Genomic DNA, 25,648 nt, shown 5'->3' with positions numbered 1-25,648 from the left:
AACCGGTAGCCGGAGAATACAGGATGATTTTTAACAAAAATAAGGGTAAATTTATCAAAATAGATCAGAAATCCCTTGAAGACGAGGTGGGATCGGCAGTAACCGTTATTGCTTCCGATACCCGTTTCACCGGGAATATAAAAGGAGAAGATACCCTTAGGATTTCGGGTGATTTCAAAGGCGACATTGACTGCAAACGGATGGTATGGATTGAAAAAACAGGAAGAATTGAAGGAACAGTCCGTGCCCGAAGGGTGATCATTGAAGGAGAGATCAATGGATGTATTAAATCGGCAGACCATGTAGAACTAAGATCCAACGGCCGCATGATCGGCGATATCAATGCAGGGAAAATCACTGTGGCCCAAGGCTGCTTTTTTGACGGACAGGCCCGAATTCTGAAAAAATAAATATCCGAGTTAAAAAGGCTCGGCCTTGATTACTCCCTGTAGAGGTTTCATCTTAAACACCACGCGTTGCGAATTGCGGGTTTCGGGTTGCAAACAGCGTTTTGCTATTTCTTACACTAAATTTCGTTGATTATTTTCTACCCTATTTTGAACGACCATTTTTAAACAAAAAATTGAGATAAAATTCATTTCATCACTCGCAACTCGCAACCCGTAACATGTGTTAATCAATTCGGCATTGCCAGTTATCTCTGACCTGGCCTACAGAACCAAGCTTTATTTGATAGAATAAAGACTCTACTTTTCACCCTTCTTGGTTGAAAGCGCTTTCACCCCCATTGTATTGATCAGCTGGTTGATATCGGTTGTTTTAAGGTTCATGCCGCCCTCTGAAACCGGAAGCAGCATCATCTTTTTCCCTTGAAGCGCTTCTGCGATTTTGAGTTTAACCAGTGCTTCCCCTCCCTGCCTGGCCATGGCGTCATTCATCTCTTGTATCCCTTTTGCTTCGGCAACGGCTTCGGTTTTTATGGCCTCTGCGAGAAGTTTTTGTTTCTCATAATAAACGTCGGCTTCTATTTTCGCTTTCAGGTATTCTCCATCCACATCCGCTACCATCTTGTTGACTTCACCCCTGACTTCTTCGAGCTTTCGTTTATATTCTTCTTCGGTTGCGCGCTGGCCGGACTTGTTTTTTTCAACCATCTGGTCTGCCACCTTTTTGTCTTCGATGGCCTTTTGATATTCGACGTTAAATCTATAGTTTTTGGTTAACACTTTTTCAATGATGATTCCCATTGGACCCAGAATTTCCTGCAGGACTTCCTTTGATCTGTGTGCCTGAAGTTCACGTTTTTCAGCCACATAGAACTCTTCCGTCGTCAGTTCTCCGAAGATGTCTCTGGGTTTGCTTCTGGCAACCGTGCGCACAATCTTTTCTCGCAACGCTTTGTCATTCTGCGCCACATATTGGAGAATATAAGGCGCCTTTGCCGGGTCAATTCTATAAACGATGATCACATCCAGACTGATATCATTACCGTCAATGGTTTTAAACAGCAGGTCATCTCTTGATTTTCTGTCCCCCCTGTCCGGATCAAAGGTCATCTCCAGGTTCTGGAGTTTTGTATCAAAGGTGTGCCAGTCATTGATGTAGGGAAGAAAAAAATAAGTGGCTCCCGGAGCATATACCTTATCTTCTACTCCCTTTTTTGCAATAATACCAAATTTGATTGTTCTCACGCCCACTTCAGTATCACCGGTAGTATTAAACACACAACCACCAAAAAGAAACAGCATACCGGCCATTATAATCAATATAAAAAGATGCCTCATTTTGCACCTCCTTTACGCACATCGAACAACTTCAATGTATTGTCTAGATCCAGCGGATTTACTCCGGCAGGACCGTCACTCGGTAAAATAATTTTGTCCAGGCTCTTGTATGCTTCGGCCATTTTCAGCCCCACCATTCGCTGTGCGCCTATTCCGGTCAGGGCATCATTTTTAAGGCGAATTTTTTCCGCTTCGGCAAGCTTAACCAGAAGGTTTGCCTCCGCCTTCTTTTTTCTGACATAGAGGTCCTTTTCCGCCAGTTTTCTGGTCACATAGGCTTTCCCCTTTTCAAGTTCTACCAGCACGGTGGCCTTTCCTTCCTGTTCGATCTTTTTTAAAGTCGCCTCCTCAATCGCCGCTTTTGCTTCAGACTGATTCTTAAACACCAGCTGGTCTTTGAGCTTTTTCTCCTCTATATTTTTCTGTATTTCAGCACTATAAGTAAAATAACGCACCAGAACATTTTCCACTCGTAGTCCCTTTGATTTCAATTCTTTGTTAAGCATCTCTTTGGCAGCTTTTGCCTTTTCGACCCTTAAAGGGCTGTTGTAAAATTCTTCTGTGGTCAGCTCCCCAAGAGTTGCTTTCAGCACCGGTTCTGCTTTGGGTATGATACCGTTGTTTTCATAAAGATTTCCAGGTCCTATGGTGGTAAAAACCATATAGGGGTCTTCAATTCGGTAAAGAATGGATACGTCCACATCCACAAAAAAACCGTCCGATGTCTGAATATGAGCGGCTTTTTCATGCCTGGAAGACTGAGTCGCCATTTCAGGAAAGTTGGTTAATTCCAGGACCTGAATATCCTTTGGAAGACGGTTTATCTCCTGGAGTCCAAAAGGAAGCACCAGGTGCAGACCTGCCTGATAAATTTTTTTCTGAACGCCGCGATGTATCCCCACTCTCACAATTTTTATACCGAATTCGTTCGGCCTGATATATTCCAGAAAAAAAACGGATGAAATCAACAAAATCACTGCCAGGCCGACGAGAATTTTGAATATTGTTTTAAATCTCGATTTTGGTTTGGAAACTTTGGAATCTTTCTCCGATGTTTCTGACAAAGCATTGTCTTCTGGTTTCATATCTGACATAGCCATGACCTCCTGCAATTAATTGTATTACAGTTATTTTTTGGGTTTTTCAATGCCAAGCAGTTCTACCTCGAAAATAAGAACAGCGTTAGGCCCTATTAGGCGACCTGCGCCAATATTGCCATATCCGAGATCCGGAGGAATGAAGAGCGTGTATTTACTTCCGGCAGTCATCAATTGGAGTGCTTCGATCCACCCGGGGATGATGCCTTGCAGTGAAAACACGACGCTTTTGCCCCTTTTGTAGGAACTGTCGAACTCCGTACCGTCAATCAGCATTCCACGATAATGGACCTTAACCCGATCTGTTTTTTTCGGCTTGGGGCCGCTGCCCTCGTTCACAACAATATACTGCAGGCCGCTTTCAGTGGTCACCACCCCTTGCTTTTTCTTGTTTTCCGCCAGAAACGCCTGACCTTCTTTCAGATTTTTTTCGGCCAACCTGTTCTTCTCTCTTTGTCGATATGCCTGGACTTTTTTAGAAATCCTTTTCCTGGTTTCCTCAATCTCTTCAGGGGAAAGAAGTGCCTCATTATTTTTATGGCTGTCTTCAAGGCCTTTGGCGAATAAAGCCATATCGATCTCGTTTTCAAACGGCTTCAAAGACGGCCCGAATTCCATGCCCAGGGTGTAACTTATTTTATCCGCATCGGTTTTTATATCTTTCTTGGTAATTTGTTTTTCTACAGGCGAGCACGCCGGAAACAACATGGACAGTACCAGTATGGCAATCATCACCCCAACAGGTTTCACCATTATTCCCCCTTTTATCTTTAATAAACTCGAAAAAATATTACCGATGGCTAAGTAGAAAGTTTCATATACAAGGCGCAGTGGTTTTTCAGAAACGAGGCAATACATGTAGTATGCCGAGTTTCTGAAAAACTGCTGCAACGCAGTAGATGGGACTTTCTACGACGACATCATCTTTGACGGATTTTATAGTTTTGCTTTCTTAAAAGCTCGACCAGGCCATCTCTTCCCACCAGATGACCTGCACCAACGATGATAAAGATATTTTCCTTTTCCCCGGTCAGCTTTTTAATTTCCGACAGCCACCGATGGTTTCTACTGGTAAACCAGCGATCATACAGTTGGGGAAACTCTTTGAGGTTCCTGGTAATAAAGGAATCCAGCTTGTTTGCGTCCCCGTTTTTCCAGTATGTAACCAGACTTGCGGCATCTTTTTCAATGACTTCAAGATCTTTTAAAGTTTGTCTGAGCATCATCTCTTCCTGTCTGCCGGTCATTTGGGTCATGAGCTTCAGCTGAAATTCGGCGGTTTCAAAACCCAGTATCTCTTTTCCATCTTTTTTTGCCCGGTTAAAAAAATACATATCTATGCCGTAAGCCGGATTAAATCCAAGCTTTAAAAGTTCAATACTGGTGATGGAAAGTGCACATAACCAGGGTTTCAAACGGTTTAGCTGCTGTATCGGTATGCCGGTGGCATCGGCTCTTTTTTTTAATGCGTTAAACGTCTGCGCTGAAACGTTGTTTTCAAGCTTATCTCCCTGGGGATAAACACCCAGAGTCATGATCCTGGTCTGAAAGGAAGGGTCATTCACCGCTTCCATATCTGCTTCAAATATGACCTTGGCGCATTGATCATATGCGCGTTCGATGATTTCAGGCAGCGGGTATATCTCCGCCGGTGATATATGAAGGGATCCCAGCATAAATATGGTGTTATTTTCTGTTTCAATTGACCATAGACAATGTTTGGCCGTGTCTCCCTGCCGGCCGGAAAAGACAGTACCGGTAAACACCAACAGGGTTGAAAAAACAGCAAGAAAAAGGATTGTTTTAAAAAACAATCCCCTGTACTTATGTATATTCAGCTTCACCTCAACTCCCCACTATCATTTATAACTCAAGCTACACAGACTCAAAATCAGATCTGAATCGAAACGGTTATATTTTTTTCTGTAAGGGGATATGTGGGCCATCTATTCCATTTTTCCGCAGTGTCCGGATACTTGGGATAGATGGCCCCATTTATATCGTTTGGCAACTGAACCACTTTATCCCAAATATCCGGACACGCTGCAACTGATTAGATTCATATCCCCTGGAAGAAAATAATATAACCGTTTCGATTCATACCTTAGACATGAATCAACCCTTTAAGAACTCAGGTTCCACTTTAAATGGTAAAAAGTCAAAAACTTTTTTCATCGCCTACTTTTTCCGGGACCTTTGGATCTTCGCCCATGTATCCCGCAGAGTGACCGTTCGGTTAAATACCAGTGCGTCGTCTGAAGAATCTTTGGAATCCACACAAAAATAGCCCTGTCTTAAAAACTGGTAGCGACTCCCCGGCACTGCACCGGCCAGGCTCGGTTCAACCAGGCACGAGGTCAATCTTTCCAGCGAGTTTGGATTCAAATAGCTTTTAAAGTCGACGCCGTCTTTTGTCTCGGAAGGATTTTCTTTGACAAACAGATGGTCATATAACCGCACCTCCGCCTTAAGCGCATGGTCTGCCGAGACCCAGTGCAATGTTCCTTTTACCTTTCGCCCGTCTTCAGACCATCCGCCCCGCGTCTTGGGATCATAGGTGCAATGGACTTCGATCACCTCGCCTGTTTTTTCATCTTTGACCATACCTGAACATTTAACATAATACGCGTGCTTTAACCTGACTTCACGCCCCGGTGCCAGACGAAAAAACTTTCTGGGAGGATCCTCCATGAAATCCTCCTTTTCGATGTACAACACTCGTGAAAAAGGTATTTTTCTTTTCCCCGCCGCTGAATCCTCCGGATTGTTCTCCGCCTCCAGCTGTTCCACCTGACCTTCGGGATAGTTATCTATGACCACCTTAAGCGGCCGCAGCACCCCCATTACGCGGGGAGCATGCTTATTCAGGTCCTCCCTTGCGCTGTACTCAAGAAGGGCCATATCTACCATGCTGTCTCTTTTGGCCACCCCAATCCGTTCGCAAAAGTTTCGGATGGAAGCCGGAGTGTATCCGCGTCTTCTCAAACCGGAAATAGTCGGCATTCTCGGATCGTCCCATCCGGTGACATGCCCGCCTTCCACCAGTTCTATTAGCTTGCGCTTGCTCAATACCGTGAAAGTCAAATTCAGGCGGGCAAACTCAATCTGCTGGGGATGATAAACGTTCAACTCATCCAAAACCCAGTCGTAAAGCCGGCGATTTATTTCAAATTCCAGTGTGCAGATGGAATGGGTGATGCCTTCAATGGAATCGGACAGGCAATGGGTGAAATCGTACATGGGATAAATGCACCACCGGTCACCGGTCCTGTAATGAGACACATGCTTAATGCGATACAAGGTCGGGTCGCGCATCAGCATATTGGGAGATACCATATCAATTTTGGCCCGAAGCACATGGGCGCCGTCATCATATTCACCCGCCCGCATACGGGTAAATAAATTCACATTTTCTTCAATGCTGCGATTGCGATACGGGCTTTCACGACCAGGTTCAGTCAGCGTTCCCCGGTACTCTTTAATTTCCTGTGCGCTCAGGCTGTCCACATAGGCTTTGTCTGATTTGATTAGCTGCATCGCATATTGGTAAAGCTTTTCGAAATAGTCCGATGAAAAAAACATCCGCTCTTCCCAGTCAAATCCCAGCCATCGGACATCTGACTGGATCGATTCCACATACTCCATTTCTTCCTTGCTGGGATCTGTGTCATCGAATCTCAAGTTGCAAACCCCTCCTTTGTTTTCCGCAGCAATACCGAAGTTCAGGCAGATGGATTTGGCGTGGCCGATGTGCAGGTAACCGTTGGGCTCCGGTGGAAACCGGGTGACGACCCTGCCGCCGTATTTATTGGTCTCCAGGTCCTGGGCAACAATCGTTCTAATAAAGTTGGGAACAGGTACCGGCTGTCTCGCATCTTCTGTTTTCATATTTTTCCTCGTTCATGGTTCAGATGTTCAGGGTTCAAAGGTTCAGAGTTCAGAGTTCAGAGTTCAGAGTTGCAGGTGAACCATTGAACCATTACTTTTTTTTATATATGAAAAGCTTTTGTTTAGCAAGTTAGATATTTTACAATATTTCTTTAAAAATAAAGCAGTTTTTACACAAATGACAAAAAAATCTTTTTGATTTTTTACATATTTGTCAAGTATTACACAAAATTAATTTTTCCATCTTTTATAAGGATTGACAACCCTGCAACCGGTATAATAATGATGGTTTCGTAGAAATTCGATTTACCACGGAGCACACGGAGATCACAGAGATAAATATTTAGCAAATATCCGGTTTTAATGGACTCGATCTTAATTGCACTTGTAAAAGCTAGCAGGTTGAGGGTTTTAGATATATTGGGAAAAAAAATTAATAAGTATTTGAAGTGCGTGGAATCAGAATGAAAATAAAACCCCAACCCGTGACTCGTAACCCGCAACTCGTAACGCGTAACCCGTAACCCGTAACCCGTAACCCGTAACCCGTAGCTGGAGGACCATTTTTTGAAAGATATAATCCATTCAACAATCAAAATCCTTTTTTTAAGTTTTATTTTTATCCTATTGTCAAATATTCATTTATTGGCGGAAGAGCCGAAAAGAGTCGCTCTCATTCCCTTTAAGATGAATGCTGAGAAAGACCTAACATTTTTAAGAGATGGCATCTATGACATGCTTTCATCCCGCCTTTCCATTCCAGATAGAGTACAGGTGATCGAGAGGGAGGAAACTGAAAAGGCCTTTGAAACGGTTACCGGCCCTGTCAACGAAATAACGGCCCAGCGGATCGGAGAAAAACTGAATGCAGATTTTGTCCTTTTCGGCAGCCTCACGATTTTCGGCAGCAGTGTAAGTATTGATGCCAAAATGATAGATGTCTCGGGAAGCAAGCCTGTCTTTCCCTTTTTCGACCAGAGCCAGGGGATGGACGAGGTCATCCCGAAAATCAACCTTTTTGCCCGGGATATCAATGAAAAAGTTTTCGGCCGTTTCATTCCTCTCAGTAAACGTCCTGTCCCTTCTCAGACGAAACAGCCCCAAGCCCAACAGGACCAGCCGAACACCCGTATCCATCCGGAAAAACTTCTGGAAAAAGACGGGATGGTTGGTGATGATAGAAGCACCGGAGAAAGTTCACCCTTTATTATGTCTCCAGAACGCAAGGAAAGATCACCGGTATTCTGGAAGAGTACCAACTACAGGCATCTGATCAACGGCATTGCCATAGGCGATGTGAACGGGGACGGCAAAATGGAAACGGTCGTCATAACCCCCCACGATGTCCTTCTTTACCGACATAAAAATAATCGTCTTGGCCCTGCCGAAAAAATAGTTGAAAACGAGACTAACTATTTTATCGGAGTGGATGCGGCTGATATTAACGGCAACGGATATGCGGAAATCTTCGTAACCGGCCTGAACCCCCAGAAAAACAGCGTCCGCTCCTTTGTAGTGGAATATAACGGACAAGCCTATACGAGGATTGTTAATCGGAGCTACTGGTATTACCGGGTGGTTGAGGTTTCCGGGGCGAAAAGCCTCCTGTTGGGACAGAAAAACAACACGGTCGATCCTTTTTCAGGGAAAACCTATCACATGCATTGGGATAACGACGAATACGTTCCGGGGAATCGGGTCAAAACATCACCTCGCAGTAATCTCATGGGACTGACGCTTGGAAATATTTTAAAAAGCGGTGAAGATGCCGTTGTATCCTACAGCGATAGTGATAAAATACAGATTATAGACCGGTCAGGCAAGGAAATCTGGAAAGGGAGCGACCCTTTTGGCGGGAGTACGCTCTATTTTTCCGTACCGATAGCCAACCCGGGGGATATCGAAAACCGGAAGTATCTGCCGATGCGCATCCTGGTATGGGACTCCAATGCGGATGGGACACCCGAGGTCATCACAGTGAAAAACGAAGGACAAATATCCCGAATAACCACACAGTTTAGAAAATTCTCAAAATCCCACATCGAATCTCTTGACTGGGACGGTCTGGGACTAAGGCCCTTTTGGAAAACACGCAGCATTTCAGGCCACATTCGGGATTTTGCCATCGCCGATTTTGACAATGACGGAAAAAAAGAGCTGGTAGCCGCTGTGATATCCAAAGAGGGAACGATCATAGCAACCACACCGAAAAGTGCCATTATTGCCTATGAGATAGGGAAGTAAAAGAAAGATTCACCACGGAGAGCACTGAGATCACATGAAATAGCTTCCTGGTACGTTTTGCCGTCTGCCATGCATTCGGGCAATTCAGGAACATTCGAATATCTGTTGACAAAAGCATCCAGATCATATAAATTGGTTGCAAAAAGTACAAAAAATACGATTTTATTCTCCCTTAAAGTATTATTGAGGGTATTTATGGAGCGTTTGGTATATCAGCAGCTATTATCCTGGAAAACGTCCGGTCGGCGAAAACCCTTGCTTCTACAAGGAGCAAGGCAGGTAGGAAAAAGCTATCTCCTGGAGAACTTCGGTCAAAGGGAATTTAAAAATTATCATGTTTTCAATTTTGAATTGGACCGCAGGCTGACGGGAATTTTTTCACAGGATCTTGCTCCTAAAAGGATCTTGACAGAACTTTCACTACATCTGGGTGGGAAAATTGATCCGAAATCCGACCTAATAATTTTCGATGAAATACAGGAATGCCCCAGAGCTATCACCAGTTTGAAATATTTCTGCGAAAAAATGCCGACACTGGCGTTGTGCTGCGCTGGTTCTCTTCTTGGTGTTAACCTTTCTCCGGAACCGTTCCCGGTTGGAAAAGTTGAGTTCCTTAATTTGTATCCTTTGAGTTTCGAAGAATTCCTTTTAGCGCTGGATCAACAGATGCTGCTGGAACAACTTCATTGTGCCCTTGACAAAGGCACGCTTCCCGAAATGGCCCATGTAAAGCTCTGGGAAAGGTTAAAAGAGTACTTCGTAGTCGGTGGAATGCCTGAGGTTATATCGACCTATATACTACAGCGCAAATTCCGTGCAGAAGCCATGCGCGAGGCAAGAACTATACAGTCTGGACTCGTAGAAAGCTACTACAAAGATTTTGCAAAGCATTCGGGAAAAACCAATTCGATCCATATCGTATCGGTTTTTGAAAACGTTCCCATGCAGCTTTCGAGGAATATTGAGGGCTCAGTCAAGCGATATAAGTTTAAAGAAGCTATCCATGGGAAAAGGAGCTTTGCCGAACTTCAAGGACCTATCGCATGGCTTGAGAAAGCAGGCCTTTTGATCAAGGTGAAGGTATGCAACAGAGCTGAATTACCCCTTGAAACGTTCTGTAAGAAAAATCAATTCAAATTATTCCTGTTTGACATAGGGCTACTCAGCAGTATGCTCGCACTTTCTCCCGAATCAGTCTTTCATCAGGATTACGGAATAACCAAGGGATATTTTGCTGAGAACTTTGTTGCACAGGAGTTAGTTGCCGCAGGAAATAAGCAGCTTTACTCCTGGACTGAGCGGAATTCGGAAATTGAATATTTAAGTGTAGTAAAAGAAAATATTGTTCCCATAGAGGTCAAGGCAGGATCAAGAACACGAGCCAAAAGTTTACAACAATTCCTCATTAAATACAAGCCTGAAAGGGCTGTCAAAATATCAATTAGACCCTTGAAAATCAAAAACGGACAAGTAATACAAAATATTCCCATCTATCTGGCGGGAAGAATCGGCGCTTTATCAGCTTAATAACGGACAGATATATCTTTATTCAGATCTCATTAAATGGTAACTTCTCAATAAGGGATAGCGCAGGTAAGAGTAGACTCCGAAAACAACTTAGCGCTTATGGAGCTAACCCTGTGTGCAGCTACAAAAGAAAGGCTTGCATCCGTTTGCGCCAGGCGAAAACACGAAAAAAGGATTAAGGGAAAGGGGGTTTTCGAATTTTTTACCACAGAGTTCACAGAGACCACAGAGAATAGCTTATTTTATTAATTTGTTACCTCTGGGAGCTTATTGTTCTCCGTGGTAAATTCTGTTTTTTACGAACCCATCAAATTTGAAACCCGCAATAAAAAACCCGGGGCATATTGCCCCGGGTTTTTGTTTTTCAATACTTCAAGCCTTATGTTTTTTAAGGTCTTAGAAGTTAATCTGCCATTTTGCACCGAAGTAAGTAATATCGCCTTCGTCGGCATTATTCTCATCTTTATCGCGGTCAATCTTGCCAACTTCAGGAACAATAAAGAAACCCGGTGCGATATTGATGGTGCAGTTCACGTAGTACTGTGAAGTTTCGTCTTCTTTATCTCCGGCTATACCTGTATCATTCTCCTGGTAACCGTAACCTCCTTCAATGGTTGCGGCATCGCCGAGTTTAAATCCGACCACTCCGAGGTAACCCATACCATCGTTGTCTTCCACATTGCCGGTTGCGGGTGAAATCGATGCGCTATCTACAACATCATGCGGGTTATAGGAGCCATAATCGCCGGCATTCTGGGAAATATGCGCCATCGCCTTGATAAACACAGGGCCGAAGTTCACACCGCCGCCGCCGCCGAGTATATAAGACTCAACGTCATCAGCGTCCGGTAGTGCCGCAGTTGTCGATTCATATTCGACCACCTGGTAACCGCCGAAAACGTCGAAAAAGAACATATCGGTTTTGAAACCGTAAGAAAGCTCAATTTTGGGAAATACGGTATCGGCGTCATAATTGACAGCTGGTACCTGAGTATAATCCTCTACGTTCGGTTTAACCAGAGCGACTTTAAAACCGGCCACTTTCAACTGGATCATGGGCAGGCGGCCTGAATAGAACTGACCCACGCCGAGCAGGTCCCCGTCACCGTCATACACGGAATTTGAGTAGAAGTAATCGGCCGGGGTATAAGTCTGGCCAATGAGAAGCTGGCCTGCACCAAAATTGTAGGTGCCGTAAAGTTTTCTTTTCCCGAAACTATCACTCATTTCAAACCCGCCGCCGATCTCGTCGTTGAATTTAACGGTTGCGCCGATACGGCTGTTCCCCTGTTGATCCCACGTGGTATCTCTGTCGGAGTCTACACCGGGTGTATCCGGATCATCATCAACAGAAAAGGTGGTAAAACGGGCACTTCCGTAAAAATTCCACTCAGCCTCTGCCATGGCCGGAACGGTAAATGCAGCGACCATTGCAACAGCTACAATCAATATAAAAAGTTTTTTCATCTGATATTTCCTCCTAAATTATTACAATTAACCTGTGTTAATTTCCTTAATAAACAATTTCTTACCTTTTATCATCACCTCCTTTTTGGGATTTTATTTAGAAACTTAGCCAATGCCATATAAACAGCAAAGCTAAACACTTAAAAGAAAAAATAAATGGTGCATTTCATTATAAGATAATATAATGCAGATATTTTCTAACAACCGGTAGTTGCAATGTCAAGTTTTTTTTAATATTTATATAAAATATAATTTATTATAAATACAGTCGGTTCATGGCTGTTGTCACCGGCGCAGATGTAAAATTATCACTGAATGATAAATATCAGACTTTTGTAAAATCAGCAAAATTATTCTTTTATTTTAATATAATTCATGCTATTGAAAATAAAATTAAACATACAAATCATGCATTCATCTCATTGAGGAGCTAACACCCGTTGGAAATTAAAAAGCGCCGAGTCCTTGTTACCCTATTTTTCCTTGTTCTATGCTTCATACTATTTATAAACCCCGTTCCGGCCGCCGAACCGGTAAAAATTCTTATTTCCCCGTTTAATATTCATTCCAAAGACGACCTGTCTTTTCTTAATACGGGCATTATCGACATGCTGTCAGCCCGGCTGGCGAAAAAGGACCGGGTGGTGATCATAAAACCTCCGGACACCTGGCCTTCAGAGGGAGATCTTGCCGAAGAGACCGCCGTAAAACTGGCCACGGACCTCAAAGCGGATTACGTTATCATCGGAAGCCTGACTGTTTTTGGCAACAGCATCAGCACCCATGCCAAGTTCATAGAGGTTAAGAAAAACGAGGCGCTGGTGACATCCAACCAATACGGAGAACACCGCGGAGATGCCCTTTCCCATGTCAATCTTTTTGCCGAGGGGATCCATAGGCATCTGTCCGGTGGAAAAGAAGTCGTGTTGCCGCCACCGGTTCAAAAAGAAGAAAAACCAACCCCTCCCCAAAGCCCGCCGCCGATGGTAAAGCCTGTAGAAAAACCGGCTGAAAAACAAGTTTCACCGGCAAAAGCTAAAACATCCCCCGGCATCTGGAAAAGCAGAAAGTTTGACAAAAAAATTAACAGCATGGCGATCGGAGACGTGGACGGCGACGGCAACAATGAAACGGTTTTTATCAGCAAAAATGAGCTTTTTATCTATCGCGTTGAAAACGGAAGCCTGGTGAAAAAAGCAGAGCTAAAGGGTAAGGGCTATCACACCTTTTTATATGTGGATGTGGCGGACATAAACAATAACCAAAAGGCGGAAATATTTGTAACCAGCCTTTCCGGAAAAGGACAGCTGAACTCTTTTATTTTGGAATACGACGGCTTGAAATTCAAAAAAATAGTACCGGGCGCAAATTTTTACTACCGGGTGTTAAGTATTCCGGGAAGGGGAAATATTCTTCTGGGGCAAAAGCGCGGGATGCTGGGAACAGGCGGTGATTATGAGATAGACCCGTCAGGCAGCCTGTTTCTGTCCGGCGTCGTCGAACTTAAATGGAAGAATAAGGGATATGAGCCGGCAGACCGGCTGGAACTTCCCGATAGAGTGAACATTTACAGCTTTGCCTACGGCAATGTGTTAAATGACGGTCGGGAAATGACAGTCGTTTTTACCAAAGACAACCGACTGGTGATTTTGGACAAAACCGGAAATGAAGAATTCAAAAGCAGGGAACGCTACGGCGGCAGTGCCGCTTATCTAGAGTTTCCCGTAAAGGGTGAAAATAAGCAGATGGACAGGTTCTACCTGCCCCAGCGCATCTTTATTACCGATTTTGATCAGGATGGGAAAAACGAGATTGTTACCGTCAGAACCCAGGCAACAACCAGCAGTATTTTTAAGCGCTATAGAAACTTTGACAGCGGGTGGATTGAATGCCTGACCTGGAATAACGTTACACTCAAGCAAAAATGGAAAACGGACGAAATTTCCGGATACATCAGCGATCTTGCCGTGGGAGATATGGACAATGACGGCATAAGCGAGATTGTATTTCCGGTTATCACCCAATCCGGTTCGATTATAAAAAAGAAAAGAAGCCATATTATCGCCTGGGAAAATCCGGAGTGATTTTTTGTTTTTTTTGTTAAAAAATCAATGATGATGGGTTGGTGAAAGGCCAATTTTTAACCACTGAGCTCACAAAGAACACAGAGAATATTTTATTAATTATTTATCTCAGTGATCTCCGTGGCCTCTGTGGTAAATTTGACTTTTTATGACGCCATCAATGATTACAAATACGTGTTTTTGTGATCAATCTATAATAAAAATAAGGCTGCAATAAGAAAAGGAGGTGATTTAAAAAGGATTCAACCACCGGGCAGCTCAAAGCCCGGTAAATTCGACATTTCGCGAATTTATCAATTAAAAAAGGAGAAAACGTATGAAAAAGATGATAATGACTGCCCTTGCGGTTTCTTTTGTGTTTATTGTGGCTATGCCGGCCATGGCTCTTGAATTCGAGGTTGACGGGCACTATTACACCGAAGGCCTGTACCACGAACACCCGGATTTGAGGGACAACCATCAGAATGACTACCTGACAATGGAGCTGCGGCTGAAACCGGTATTTAAATTTTCCGACAACCTCAGTCTTATCACCAGGTTTGATGCGCTGGCAACTAATTGGGGCAATGCTGATGCCGACAACGCCACAGTCACGGGCGTACAGCTTTTTAATTCTGCGGGAGGCCCCGCCGGAACTAGCGTTGTTGACAGTGAAGAGTATGATGACAACATCGACTGGGACTGGGCCTATTTGCAGTTCAAAACAGGTATAGGCATGTTTCTTGTGGGACGCCAGAATGGTAATGTCTGGGGAACTGACTTTATTGACAGCGCGGGTCCCCGTGACAGGGTAACCTGGATCGTTCCAATTAACAATCTATACCTGGCCGGTGTTTACGAAAAAAACGCGGAGTATGACTCTGATGACGTGAATGAAGGCAGCTCCGACAATGACAAGTACTATCTTACAGCCACGTACAAGGGCGAAGGATTCAAAGCAGGTCTGCTGTACGGCTATTACAAATACAGAACCTTTCAGGATATGGCCCAGGCTTCAGATACGGCAGCCGCAACACAATTGGCTAATAACGCAGGATATGACCTCGGCAGTTATATGGCAGCTCTCCAGGCAGGTTCTCCTCCTGACGGCGGCGCCCTTTACGGCCAGATTCTGGGAGCAGGAATCGATACCAATAACCTTTCCACCTGTGAAGCAACGGCTCACATTCTTATTCCCTATTTTGAGGGAAAATTCGGTCCTGTCGGTATTCAGGGCGAACTGGCTTACGCAACGGCGGATGCCGACTACGATATCATCAACAGCGCCGGTACGGATTCAAAAGATGCCACACTGATGGCCTACAACCTTGAAGGAACTTATGATGTCGGCCCGCTGACGTTCCAGGCGGGATATGCCCTTTCAAGCGGGGATGCGGATTACACCGATGATGATGTGGAATCCTTCGGTTATATTGAGCCCGGCTATGACTGGGCAAAAACTTTAATCCTATACAGCGATATAGCCGGTCTTGAAGAAACCCTCGGCGGACTGGGAAATCCTGTGGGCGGCGGCAAGGCATCCTGGGACGGTTACCAGGTCTATTATTTCGGCGTGGACTACAATGTGCTGGACAACCTCAGCCTGGGCGCCATCGTTGCCAAATCAAAGGCGGACGATGTGACAGCCGGCTGGGATGATGATCACGGTCTGGAGTACGATTTAACACTTAACTGGAAGATTTTTGATAACCTGACCTATACGGCCACTTACGCCGCCCTTGATGCCGGTGATTATTGGGAGATGGGCAACCCGGCAACAGACGTTGAAGACACTTTCGTACTGTATCATAAACTTGAGCTTTTATTCTAGCTGCAGTTAAAGTGATTCGACCAAAAAAACCCCGCGTCTTTTTCCGATGCGGGGTTTTCTTTTGCAAACAAAGTCTGTTACAGAGATTGTCAAAAACGTTGCGTTATCCAAATGTTTACGACTATCGCTGCTGCTTAATCCAGTTATCGATCTGTGCTGCAAAACTGTTTCTTATTTGATCCGGGTTTACATCATATTTTGGTTTTAGATGATCTATGTTATCATCTTCTATGTCATCGGTAAAGATCAGCGCGGTTTGAAACAGCTTTTTATTTATTTCAGGCATGTATGCTTTGATAATTTCATACATCCGTTCGATGGTATACTTTTCTTTGTTGATGACATACAGGTCATAATAATCCCTGAATTTCGCCCTTAAAAAAAGCGAATTTATTTTCATTCCGGTCAGCAACTGAATGGGTGCAATATTGATATTGCCTGCAAGTTTTTCATTATTTTTCAGCTCTTCCCAGTTATTGGCAAAAAAGGTTATTTTTACACCTTCAATTTTAAGATTAAGCTGCTTTTTATTAAGGGTTTCGATTTTAAAACCTTTGGGAAATGTATTTTTAATTTCTCGCAGTAAAGCCTCGTTTCTAAGTTCATTTCCCCATGAAAAAAAGTCGAGATCCTCACTCATTCTATGCTTAAGATACACAGATAAAGCCGACCCGCCAACAAAAGTAAACTGCCTTAATTCCTCCAGCTTGGACAATGCGATAAGCACCTTTTTAGTTTTCTGTGCTAATGCGTCTAATTTTTTCATAACGGCTGTTTATGATCGATTTTTCGTCGATATAAGTTTGCACATCTTTAATGTTAAAAAAGAACTTTCCCAGGTAATAGTTAAGCCTTATATACCTGTTATCAGGGATAATTTTATTATCCCATACCCTTTTTATTTTTTCTTTACTGAAAATTAAAAACAGTTCCTTGATTTGATCCACATCGGCGTAAATCAACGTATGCTCTATAAGGATCGAATCGGAAATATCTGAAGCCACAGACGCATCATAGCTCCACAAAATATTTTCCTTGATGAGCTTTTTTAAAAGTTTTTCTTTTCTCGAACTTTTATCCATTTTTCCTGATTTTAATCATTTACCGCGGAGATCACAGAGGAATTTCTTAATCACTTATTTTGTTATCATATTCTGCCATAAAAAGCAAAAACCCGTAACCCGAAACTCGCAACCCGAAACCCGCAACTCGCAACCCGAAACCCGCACCCCCCGTCACACGATTCTACCAAAGGATTTTTCGAGGTCTTTTAGGGTCCATTGAATCCAGGTGGGACGACCGTGGGGACAGTGGGAGGGATTTTCGCAATGATCGAGCTGGTCGAGCAAGCCTTTGATCTGCGCATCGGTCAAAGGCTGATTTGCCCTGATGGCACTGTGGCAGGCCATCGATATCATCAGCTCGTCCATGGCCTTTTCCAGGCCCGGGGAAAAACCGGTTTGAATCATCTTTTCCACCATTTCCATGATAAGGGGCTTCACCGGTTTGCCTGAAAGGATGCCGGGAACAGATTTTACCACAAAGGTGTTTCCGCCAAAGTGCTCCATTTCAAGCCCGAATTTTTCAAACTCGGGTATCAGGCCGGTAAGCATTTCCGCCTCCAGGTATCCCATGTCAATGGTTTCAGGAATCAGAAGTCTCTGTGAGGCTGTTTTCAAACCCTTTGATCTTTTTTTAAGCTGCTCAAAAACAATCCTTTCATGGGCGGCATGCTGGTCAATCAAAAAAAGCGTATCTTTTGACTCGCAAAGGATGTAAGTGTGGTGCAGTTGACCGATCACTCTTAAATCTGAGAATCGTTTTTCTCCCCAGAGGGGAGTTTGAGTTGCAGGTTGCGGGATGCGAGTTTCGGGGTACGGGGTGCGGGTTTCGTGTTGCGAGTTGCGGGGTACGGGTTGTTGGTTGAAGCGTATCGCTCCTTCTTCGTCAAGCGAAGCGCTCCTCCCAATGCTTCTGTATCCGATAGATTCCTCTGCTACCTGCGACTGTTCAATAGTCCGCCTGTCTTCTATCGATTTGCGTGGGCCCCATGTGGGCCGATCGGCCTGTTGTAAAGTTTCCCCAACAGCCCTTTTAACCAGATCGTGCACCTCTTTTTGCCGGACAAACCGTACTTCGTTTTTGGTGGGGTGCACATTGACATCCACCTGATCAAAAGGAACGTTTATAAAAAGAACCGCCACCGGAAATGTACTCTTCATCAATCTTTGGGCATACCCTTCCAGCAGGGCATGCCGGACAACCCTGTCACGAACCACCCTGCCGTTCACATAGATATAGACCCCTTTAAAGGTGCGACGGGTGACCGTAGGAGAGACAATCCAGCCATCAATGCCCAGGTTGCCGCCTTTATAATTCAAAGGATAAAGATGGGCTCTGATATCTTTCCCCAGAACATCCGCCGCCCGGTCAACAGGATCGGAAGTCGGCAGCCAGTTTTTTACCATTTTTGCATTGTGATAAAGGGTAAAATGCACATCAGACCGGTAAAGTGCTGCGGCCGCAACCGTATCCGCTATATGGCCCATCTCCGTGTTCACTGTTTTTAAAAACTTGCGTCTGGCAGGGGTGTTATAAAAAAGCTGTTTTACCGTAATCAGGCTTCCCACCGGAGCGCCGATCTGTTCGACTTTTTTAACCCTGCCCCCGTCTACATGAATTTGAGTACCCACTTCAGAAAATTTGTCCCTGGCCACCAGGGAAAATTTAGCAACAGAAGCAATACTGGGAAGTGCTTCCCCCCTGAAACCCAGGGTGTTGATGGAAAACAGGTCTCGATCGGTGAATATTTTGCTGGTGGCATAACGTTCAACGGATAAAAGGGCATCGTCGTGGTTCATTCCGACACCGTTGTCGGAAACCCGTATCATGAATCGTCCGCCATTTTCCACCTCGATGATAATCTTTTTGCTTTCTGCATCCAGTGAGTTTTCGATCAGCTCTTTGACAACCGAAGCAGGGCGCTCCACCACCTCACCGGCGGCGATTTTGTTGGAAAGAATTTCAGGAAGGATTTTTATGTGTGGCATTCTATAAATTCCGTGTTATGAGAAAACAACTTTGATCATTTTCATCTGTTATTTTGCAGGTAATGAAGAATGTTACGGGTTGCGGGTTACGCGTTACGAGTTGCGTGTTTATTCCCATTTTGATTTTACATACTTAATAAACTGATTGATTTTTCGGCCCAGTTCATCGTAACTCTTTAATAAATCATTTAATTCGTTTTTATCAAATTCATCAGTATCTTTTATAAAATTTAAGTGAAGGATCGTTTCATCACATGAAGCATGCGCATATACCAAATATTTTACAAAATCTGCTTTATATTTTCTTCTCCCATACCCTTCAACGATACAAGCCGTTATTCCCTTTGATGATCTTCTTATCTGGCTTCCTTCTTCGTATAATTCGTATTTAGGAAGCTTCAGAGATATTTTATGAATTTTAACCGCCAGTTCATATGATAATTTGTATATTTCTAAATCTTTGTAGCTCTTCATAATACCACTCTAATCATTAAAAACCCGCTCCGCGCAACTCGTAACCCGCAACTCGCAACCCGTAACGCGCAACCCGCAACCCGACCTACTCTTCCTCTTTGACAAACCTGGCCAGAAACTCTCCGTCCGCCGGCGACAGGTTGAATCTTAAGCTTGCTTCTTGAACCAGTTTCTGCAGATTTGCTTCTGGGGTTGCCTTTCGCTGTTGGGAAACCCACTTGACCGCTTTTCTTAAATCTTCGCCTTCCGGTTGAATGCTCATAACATTTTCCTTTTATAGCAATAGGTTATACCCTAGGCCATGGAGATATTAAGATTATATATCATTCATATCTCAACTGTATGTTTGGATGGCTAAACGGTTACCCTTTATAATATTTTTCAAACTCAAAAATATTCATGACAGTTACCCTGGGAAAGGGAACATTTTTTAAAACGTTGAAATGCTTATCATGTGTGATTATTGCATCTGAATTTGATGCTATCGCGCAATCTACGAATTTATCATCATCTCTGTCATGTTTTATCAGGTTCCAGTTGAAATAAATGTTGGTTAAAATAACATTGGGAAGGAAGAGGAGGGTTCGAATAATATTTTCTGCGACACTTTTAGAATACTTATTTGATATAATTTCTTCATATTCTGAAAGGATATCATTCGTAACAGCCAGTTCAAAATACTGTTGAATCAATTTTTGAAATATCCAATGGTATGGAGACTTGCTGGATATGGAAACAAGCAGGACATTTGTATCAAACACAAATCTTTTATTCTTCATTCAACCATTTTTCCATTGTATCTGTCGACATTTTTTTTTGCTTCCATATTTGATCAGCTTCCTTCGTTGCTTTGCCGGCAAAGTGATTGGCTAGTACTTTTTTTAATTCCTCCAAATCAGTTTCTTTCAAATTCGTAGAGTATAATTTTAAAAGTTCCATTTGAACATTACTTAAAGGATAAGAATTTATTTCTGCATTATTTTTTTCATTCGTTTCAACCAATGACATTTTCTTAACTCCTTTTTAACTCATTCACAAAAACTAAATTTATCAGATTATTGTACGATTTTAAATTTGAATATGTAGTATATCATAAGGTTAGTTCAAATCAAGAATCAAAGTTTATAATATCGGCTTTTTCTTATGAAAATTCGTTGCCTGTTCGAAATTATATGCTGTTTTTAGAATTTTTTCCTCGCCGAAATGGCTTCCCATTATCTGAAGGCCGATGGGAAGGCCTTTTTTAGAAAATCCACAGGGAACAGACATGCCGGGTATTCCTGCCAAATTTGCCGAAAGGGTAAATATATCAGAAAGATACATGGTAAGCGGATCATCCGAATTTTCCCCTATTTTAAATGCCGGTGTGGGGGCCACTGGCGATAATATTACGTCACAGGAATGAAACGCTTTTTTAAAATCCTCCATAATCAGTGTCCTGGCCTGCGATGCCTTGCCGTAATATGCATCGTAATAACCGGCAGAAAGACAGTATGTGCCTATAATGATACGACGCTGAACCTCTGAGCCGAATCCCTGTGACCGTGTGCTTTTATACATGCCTGTCAGCTCGGTCTTGTGTTTATCCCTAAAACCGTATTTCACCCCGTCATATCGGGCAAGGTTTGAGCTTGCCTCGGCCGGTGCGATCACATAATATGCCGCAACGGCATATTCAGTGTGGGGCAAAGCCACTTCAATGCATGTTGCGCCCAAATTTTCCATGGTACTGACCGCATGATTCACCGCATGGAAAACATCGGGGTCCAGACCTTCTGTTGCACCATACTCTGTAATAATTCCCACGGTCATCCCTTTAAGACCTTTTTTCAGGGATGATGTATAATCAGGCACGCCCTCAGGCACTGAGGTAGAATCGTTAGGGTCATAACCGGAAACCGTGTTTAACAGTATCGCGCAATCAGTCACATCTTTTGCCAGGGGTCCGATCTGATCCAGAGAAGAGGCAAAGGCCACCAGCCCGAAACGTGAAACCCTGCCGTATGTCGGTTTCAATCCGGCAACCGAGCAATGCGATGCAGGCTGCCGGATGGACCCGCCCGTATCCGAACCAAGTGCTCCCAGGCACATATCCGCCGCAACTGCTGCTGCTGATCCCCCGCTGGATCCACCCGGAATGTGCTCCATATTCCAGGGATTACAGGTGAGTTTCAAGCCCGAATTTTCCGTGGATGAACCCATGGCGAATTCATCCATGTTGGTTTTCCCGATTATTACGGCTCCCTGGTTGTTCAACTTTTTAATAACTGTGGCATTATAAGGCGGAATAAAATTTTCAAGAATTTTTGAGGCACAGGTGGTCTGAAGCCCCTTGGTGCAAATAAGATCCTTGATCGCCAGAGGAATCCCGGTCAGCGGCCGGCATTTTCCATTTGAAATGGCCCGGTCGGCAACCTGAGCCTGTTTCATCGCCATATCCCCGGCCACGGAAATATAAGCGCCAACCTTGTTATCCACCGTCTCAATGCGGTCTAAAACAGCCCGGGTAAGCTCTGTAGAGGATATCTCTCTTTGTTTTAACAGCTCGTGGGCTTGGTGTATGGTAAGTTCATGAAGCTTCATTAAGTATTCCTTATTGTCGATTTCCTGTAACTTTATCTCGGCAGAAACCCGTAACGCGAAACCCGAAACTCGTGTCTCTTTTATCCCACCACTTTAGGCACAATAAAACCACCATCCTCTTTTTCAGGTGCATTGGCAAGGGCTTCATCATTATCCAGATGCTTTCTCTCCTCGTCCTGACGAAACGCATTGTTTAAAAATATTGCATGGGAAGTCGGTGAGATATCTTTGGTGTCAAGTTGGTTTAACGTATCCACATACTCCAATATTTCTCCAATCTGACCGGCAAACCGGTCAATAGACTCCTCATCCAGCTCAAGACGGGCAAGTTCAGCCACGTGCAGTACTTCTTCTTTTGAAATTTTCAAAATCTATTCCTCGCTTTCAATAGTTTTACCACGGATTTTCACGGAAATTTTACAGATATTAAAAAATTAAAATTCAGTGGCTCTCCGTGTAAATCCGTGGTAACCTTTTTCAATTACCTGTTCACCAGAAACACATCCAAGCCGTCTTTTTCCAGACGCCTTATTGTGTCGGAAGCTCCGGCACTGCTTTTATAATGCCCCACCCTGACCCTGAACCATATTCCCTTGTCTGGAATAACGCCCATGACCTTGTATGCAGCATATCCCTTCTTTTTCAGTCTTTCCACCATCCGGTCTGCATCTTTCGAATCTTTTAGTGAGGCAACCTGTATGGTCAGTTTTTTTTCACCTTTATTCTTTCTTTCAGGCTTTATACTCTTTTCTTTTTGAGGTGGTTTTGAAGGTTTTGCGATCTGAGTTTTTATATCTTTCTTTTTTGTTCTTTTTTTTATTTTTTTTTCGGATAAAGGCTTTATTTTGGGCTTTTTTGTCGCAGGCTTTCTCTTATTGATATTTTTACTCTCCTTTAATTTGTCATAATAATCGAAGTCAATTTTTCCATTGGCCGTATCTGAGTCAATTTTCGCCTTTTTTCGCTGTTTCTCAATGTCCGCCTGCTTTAAAGCTGCCAGTTCTCCCTCAAGCTTATCTAAATTAAAGGCGACGGGCGTGGTTTTTCTGCCCACAAAGATTCCCAGGGCAAACATCCAAGCCGCAACAAATAAAACGATTAAAGCCCACATGGTCAAGTGTTTGCGATTTTTCCAGGGGGAAGGTTTTTCCTTATCTGCCGGTTCGTTTTTTGTCATTTTATTTTTTTTACCACGGAACAGCACGGAGTTACACCGGATAATTAAAATACTCTTCTTAGCATTTCAAACTTATCTGCTCCAAAATTAAATAACAATCCCACCCTCAAACGGGTTGTTTTAAGATAATTGATTAATTGGGCTTCGTCCTGATTTGTTATTTTTTTTATCGCCTTGTTCTCAACAAGAATTTTGTTTTCTATTAAAAGATCAGCTCGAAACTTTTTTGAAAATATAACTTCTTTATATTGTACATCTAACTCTATTTGTCGTTCATAGTCTATTTTTAACAAATCAAGTTCGTAACATAGAGCGTCTTCGTAAACTGATTCCAGATAACCTGGTCCCAGTTGTTTATGTACTTCCCGAGCTGACCCGATAATTTTATAAGTTATTTCTTCATAAAGCAATTTGCCCATGTTATTTTTCCAGTGATATTCCGTGGCCTTCCGTGGTAATTTTTTTACATCCTCTTTGGAGCCGATACACCCAGCAGGGTTAGACCGTTCCGGATCACCTGCTGAACCGCTGTAATCAGATACAGCCTGCCACGGCTTAATACCGGGTCATCCGTTAACACCCGGTGTTTGTTATAATAGGCATGAAACAAAGAAGCAAGGTTCATAAGGAAAAACGTGATTCTGTGGGGCTCCATTAGTTTTGCGCTGTTTTCTAAGGTCTCCGGGTAACGGGCCAGTGCTTTCATCAAATCTACTTCCTCAGGCTGTATTAACCTGGCGACGGCTTCGTCATCGGTTGTGCCATCGTTTATTTTTCTTTCTGCGGCTTTTCTGATAATACTCGATATGCGCGCATGGACATACTGGACATAATAAACAGGATTGTCACTGGTCTTTTTCTTTGCAAGCTCCAGATCAAAATCAAGGGGGCTGTCGTAATGGCGTGTCAAAAAAATAAACCTGGCCGCGTCACGTCCCACTTCGTTTATTACATCATTTAAGGTAACAAACTCTCCCGCACGGGTAGACATCGCCACCGGTTCTCCGCCCCGAAGAAGGTTAACCAGTTGAACCAAAATAACATGAAACTGATCCTTGTCCCTACCTGATGCCTGGATAGAAGCGCTCATGCGCGGTATATATCCGTGATGATCCGCTCCCCACACATCTATGACCCGGCCAAAACCCCTTTCATACTTTTCCTGGTGATAGGCGATGTCCGAAGCAAAATAGGTCTTCTCGCCATTTTTCTTTACCACCACACGATCCTTTTCATCACCGAAATCACTTGTTTTAAACCACAGGGCCCCGTCCTTTTCATAAATCATTTTCTTTTGCTTAAAATCATGGATGACCGAATCGACCATGCCTGAATCGTACAGGCTTTGTTCGCTGAACCATTTGTTAAACCGGACGCCAAAAGAATCGAGATCCTGGCGGATTCCTTGAAGGATTTTTTCCGCCGCCAGTCTGGCACAATATGAAACAGCCCTCTCTTCAGCTTTCATTTCATCCGGCTCTTCATTGGGGCCAATATTTTTTTTTCCATCCGTATCTTTTATCTTTTCTGCAATATCTCGTATATAACCTCCCTGGTAGCAGGTAGAAGGAAACTCTATTTTTTCTCCAAAAAGCTCCTTATAACGGTAAAAAACGGAACGCCCCAGGGTGTGAATCTGCCTCCCTGAATCATTGATGTAGTATTCCTTTTGAACATCGTATCCGCAAAAAGAAAGGATATTGCCCACACTGTCACCAACGGCAGCCCCACGGCCGTGACCGACATGAAGTGGCCCCGTGGGATTGGAACTTACAAATTCCACCTGGACTTTCTCGCCTTTTCCCATATTTGATGACCCATAGCGTTCTCCTTCTTCATAAACCCTTCGCAACACAGGATACCATGCCGATTCCTTTAAATAAAAATTAATAAACCCCGGTCCGGCAACCTCAATCTTTAAAATGATATCAGTGGAATCGTTCATATGGTTTATCATTGTTTCAGCAATTTTTTTAGGTGCCATCTTCTGGGAAGAGGCCATAATCATGGCTATATTGGTCGAAAAATCGCCATGCATCCGTGCCTTTGGTTCTTCCACCTCTACTTTAGGAAATTCAGAAAAATGTAAATCACCTTTTTTATAAGCTTTCTTCAAAGCTCTATTAATCAATTCTTTAATTCTTTGCTTCATAGTATTTTTACACCATATTTATTTTTGATGGTTTCGTAAAAAAATCGAATTTACCACAGAGGACACAGAGCTCACAGATATAACTAATTAATTAAACAAGATATTTTCTGTGTTCTCTGTGAGCTCAGTGGTGAAAAGTTGCTTTTTACGACTTCATCAATTGTTTATTGTCAATTGAAGGGTTTTTAATAATCAATCGTAAATAGAGTCTTTTCATTTTCAAGTCAAGAAGCATTGGCTTTACTATTTTTTATTGACAACCCTGATCTTCTTTGTATATATAATAAATGATTGTTGCTTGAAAGCAACCCATAACTTTTAGTTTAAATTAACAAAAATATTTTAAAAAG

The 25,648-nt window shown here is 43.3% G+C and carries 23 protein-coding genes; 5 read left to right on the top strand and 18 right to left on the bottom strand.

Annotation, left to right across the window (positions count from 1 at the left end; translation table 11 throughout):
- Window positions 1–23 precede the first annotated feature (23 nt).
- Window positions 24–410 (top strand): polymer-forming cytoskeletal protein, encoded by a 387-nt coding sequence (locus SWH54_09455; GenBank protein ID MDY6791481.1) that lies wholly within the window; start codon window positions 24–26, stop codon window positions 408–410.
- A 297-nt stretch (window positions 411–707) separates the two neighbouring features.
- Here the strand turns inward: SWH54_09455 and SWH54_09450 are convergent, their stop codons facing one another.
- The 5 genes from SWH54_09450 to SWH54_09430 all read right to left on the bottom strand — a co-directional run bounded on the left by SWH54_09450 (window position 708) and on the right by SWH54_09430 (window position 6,730).
- Window positions 708–1,745 carry a prohibitin family protein gene (locus SWH54_09450; protein MDY6791480.1) on the bottom strand — a complete coding sequence of 346 codons (1,038 nt, stop codon included), beginning with the start codon at window positions 1,743–1,745 and terminating at the stop codon, window positions 708–710.
- Window positions 1,742–2,839: an SPFH domain-containing protein gene (locus SWH54_09445; GenBank protein MDY6791479.1), complete on the bottom strand. Its 1,098-nt coding sequence runs from the start codon at window positions 2,837–2,839 to the stop codon at window positions 1,742–1,744. The genes SWH54_09450 and SWH54_09445 overlap by 4 nt, the downstream gene beginning before the upstream one ends.
- Before the next feature lie 33 nt (window positions 2,840–2,872).
- Entirely contained in the window at window positions 2,873–3,595 is a 723-nt protein-coding gene (locus tag SWH54_09440) for an FKBP-type peptidyl-prolyl cis-trans isomerase (protein MDY6791478.1), read from the bottom strand.
- Window positions 3,596–3,762: 167 nt separating this feature from the next.
- Complete coding sequence (locus SWH54_09435) at window positions 3,763–4,686, bottom strand: TraB/GumN family protein (GenBank protein MDY6791477.1); 924 nt, start codon at window positions 4,684–4,686, stop codon at window positions 3,763–3,765.
- Between the two features lie 334 nt (window positions 4,687–5,020).
- The gene (locus SWH54_09430) at window positions 5,021–6,730 is read right to left on the bottom strand and encodes a glutamine--tRNA ligase/YqeY domain fusion protein (GenBank protein MDY6791476.1); all 1,710 of its coding nucleotides are present in this window, start codon (window positions 6,728–6,730) and stop codon (window positions 5,021–5,023) included.
- A gap of 567 nt (window positions 6,731–7,297) precedes the next feature.
- On the opposite strand from SWH54_09430, the gene SWH54_09425 reads away from it, so the two are divergent.
- Both SWH54_09425 and SWH54_09420 read left to right on the top strand, forming a co-directional pair.
- Window positions 7,298–8,974 (top strand): VCBS repeat-containing protein, encoded by a 1,677-nt coding sequence (locus SWH54_09425; GenBank protein ID MDY6791475.1) that lies wholly within the window; start codon window positions 7,298–7,300, stop codon window positions 8,972–8,974.
- Window positions 8,975–9,169: 195 nt separating this feature from the next.
- A complete protein-coding gene (locus SWH54_09420; GenBank protein ID MDY6791474.1) occupies window positions 9,170–10,501 on the top strand; it encodes an AAA family ATPase in 1,332 nt (443 codons plus the stop codon).
- Between the two features lie 396 nt (window positions 10,502–10,897).
- Here the strand turns inward: SWH54_09420 and SWH54_09415 are convergent, their stop codons facing one another.
- Entirely contained in the window at window positions 10,898–11,968 is a 1,071-nt protein-coding gene (locus SWH54_09415; protein MDY6791473.1) for a porin, read from the bottom strand.
- A 440-nt stretch (window positions 11,969–12,408) separates the two neighbouring features.
- Between SWH54_09415 and SWH54_09410 the strand changes: the two genes are divergently transcribed.
- Window positions 12,409–14,052: a VCBS repeat-containing protein gene (locus SWH54_09410; protein MDY6791472.1), complete on the top strand. Its 1,644-nt coding sequence runs from the start codon at window positions 12,409–12,411 to the stop codon at window positions 14,050–14,052.
- Window positions 14,053–14,368: 316 nt separating this feature from the next.
- Entirely contained in the window at window positions 14,369–15,862 is a 1,494-nt protein-coding gene (locus tag SWH54_09405) for a hypothetical protein (GenBank protein ID MDY6791471.1), read from the top strand.
- A gap of 121 nt (window positions 15,863–15,983) precedes the next feature.
- Here SWH54_09405 and SWH54_09400 read toward each other — a convergent pair whose 3' ends face one another.
- The 12 genes from SWH54_09400 to argS form a co-directional block, all read right to left on the bottom strand.
- On the bottom strand, window positions 15,984–16,628 hold the full coding sequence (locus SWH54_09400) for a nucleotidyl transferase AbiEii/AbiGii toxin family protein (protein MDY6791470.1): 645 nt from the start codon (window positions 16,626–16,628) through the stop codon (window positions 15,984–15,986).
- A complete protein-coding gene (locus SWH54_09395) occupies window positions 16,594–16,944 on the bottom strand; it encodes a hypothetical protein (protein MDY6791469.1) in 351 nt (116 codons plus the stop codon). Before SWH54_09395 ends, SWH54_09400 begins: the two co-directional genes overlap by 35 nt.
- A 153-nt stretch (window positions 16,945–17,097) precedes the next feature.
- Complete coding sequence (gene mutL, locus SWH54_09390) at window positions 17,098–18,912, bottom strand: DNA mismatch repair endonuclease MutL (GenBank protein ID MDY6791468.1); 1,815 nt, start codon at window positions 18,910–18,912, stop codon at window positions 17,098–17,100.
- A 108-nt stretch (window positions 18,913–19,020) separates the two neighbouring features.
- Window positions 19,021–19,386: a four helix bundle protein gene (locus tag SWH54_09385; protein MDY6791467.1), complete on the bottom strand. Its 366-nt coding sequence runs from the start codon at window positions 19,384–19,386 to the stop codon at window positions 19,021–19,023.
- Window positions 19,387–19,471: 85 nt separating this feature from the next.
- Window positions 19,472–19,648, bottom strand: a complete 177-nt coding sequence (locus SWH54_09380) for a hypothetical protein (protein ID MDY6791466.1) — start codon at window positions 19,646–19,648, stop codon at window positions 19,472–19,474.
- A 100-nt stretch (window positions 19,649–19,748) separates the two neighbouring features.
- Window positions 19,749–20,165, bottom strand: coding sequence for a putative toxin-antitoxin system toxin component, PIN family (locus SWH54_09375; protein MDY6791465.1), 417 nt, complete (start codon window positions 20,163–20,165; stop codon window positions 19,749–19,751).
- Complete coding sequence (locus SWH54_09370) at window positions 20,155–20,394, bottom strand: hypothetical protein (protein MDY6791464.1); 240 nt, start codon at window positions 20,392–20,394, stop codon at window positions 20,155–20,157. The genes SWH54_09375 and SWH54_09370 overlap by 11 nt, the downstream gene beginning before the upstream one ends.
- 114 nt (window positions 20,395–20,508) lie before the next feature.
- The gene (gatA, locus tag SWH54_09365; protein ID MDY6791463.1) at window positions 20,509–21,969 is read right to left on the bottom strand and encodes an Asp-tRNA(Asn)/Glu-tRNA(Gln) amidotransferase subunit GatA; all 1,461 of its coding nucleotides are present in this window, start codon (window positions 21,967–21,969) and stop codon (window positions 20,509–20,511) included.
- 80 nt (window positions 21,970–22,049) lie between these two features.
- Window positions 22,050–22,337: an Asp-tRNA(Asn)/Glu-tRNA(Gln) amidotransferase subunit GatC gene (gatC, locus tag SWH54_09360; protein ID MDY6791462.1), complete on the bottom strand. Its 288-nt coding sequence runs from the start codon at window positions 22,335–22,337 to the stop codon at window positions 22,050–22,052.
- A gap of 113 nt (window positions 22,338–22,450) precedes the next feature.
- The gene (locus tag SWH54_09355) at window positions 22,451–23,146 is read right to left on the bottom strand and encodes an SPOR domain-containing protein (protein MDY6791461.1); all 696 of its coding nucleotides are present in this window, start codon (window positions 23,144–23,146) and stop codon (window positions 22,451–22,453) included.
- A gap of 44 nt (window positions 23,147–23,190) precedes the next feature.
- Entirely contained in the window at window positions 23,191–23,565 is a 375-nt protein-coding gene (locus tag SWH54_09350; protein MDY6791460.1) for a GxxExxY protein, read from the bottom strand.
- A 44-nt stretch (window positions 23,566–23,609) separates the two neighbouring features.
- Window positions 23,610–25,298, bottom strand: a complete 1,689-nt coding sequence (gene argS, locus SWH54_09345) for an arginine--tRNA ligase (protein MDY6791459.1) — start codon at window positions 25,296–25,298, stop codon at window positions 23,610–23,612.
- Between the last annotated feature and the right edge of the window lie 350 nt (window positions 25,299–25,648).

The sequence above is a fragment of the Thermodesulfobacteriota bacterium genome, from assembly GCA_034189135.1.
In the GTDB taxonomy this organism is placed as follows: domain Bacteria; phylum Desulfobacterota; class Desulfobacteria; order Desulfobacterales; family JAUWMJ01; genus JAUWMJ01.
The sequence above is the reverse complement of the archived record's forward strand: the minus strand, read 5'-3'. Positions and strand labels throughout refer to the sequence as shown.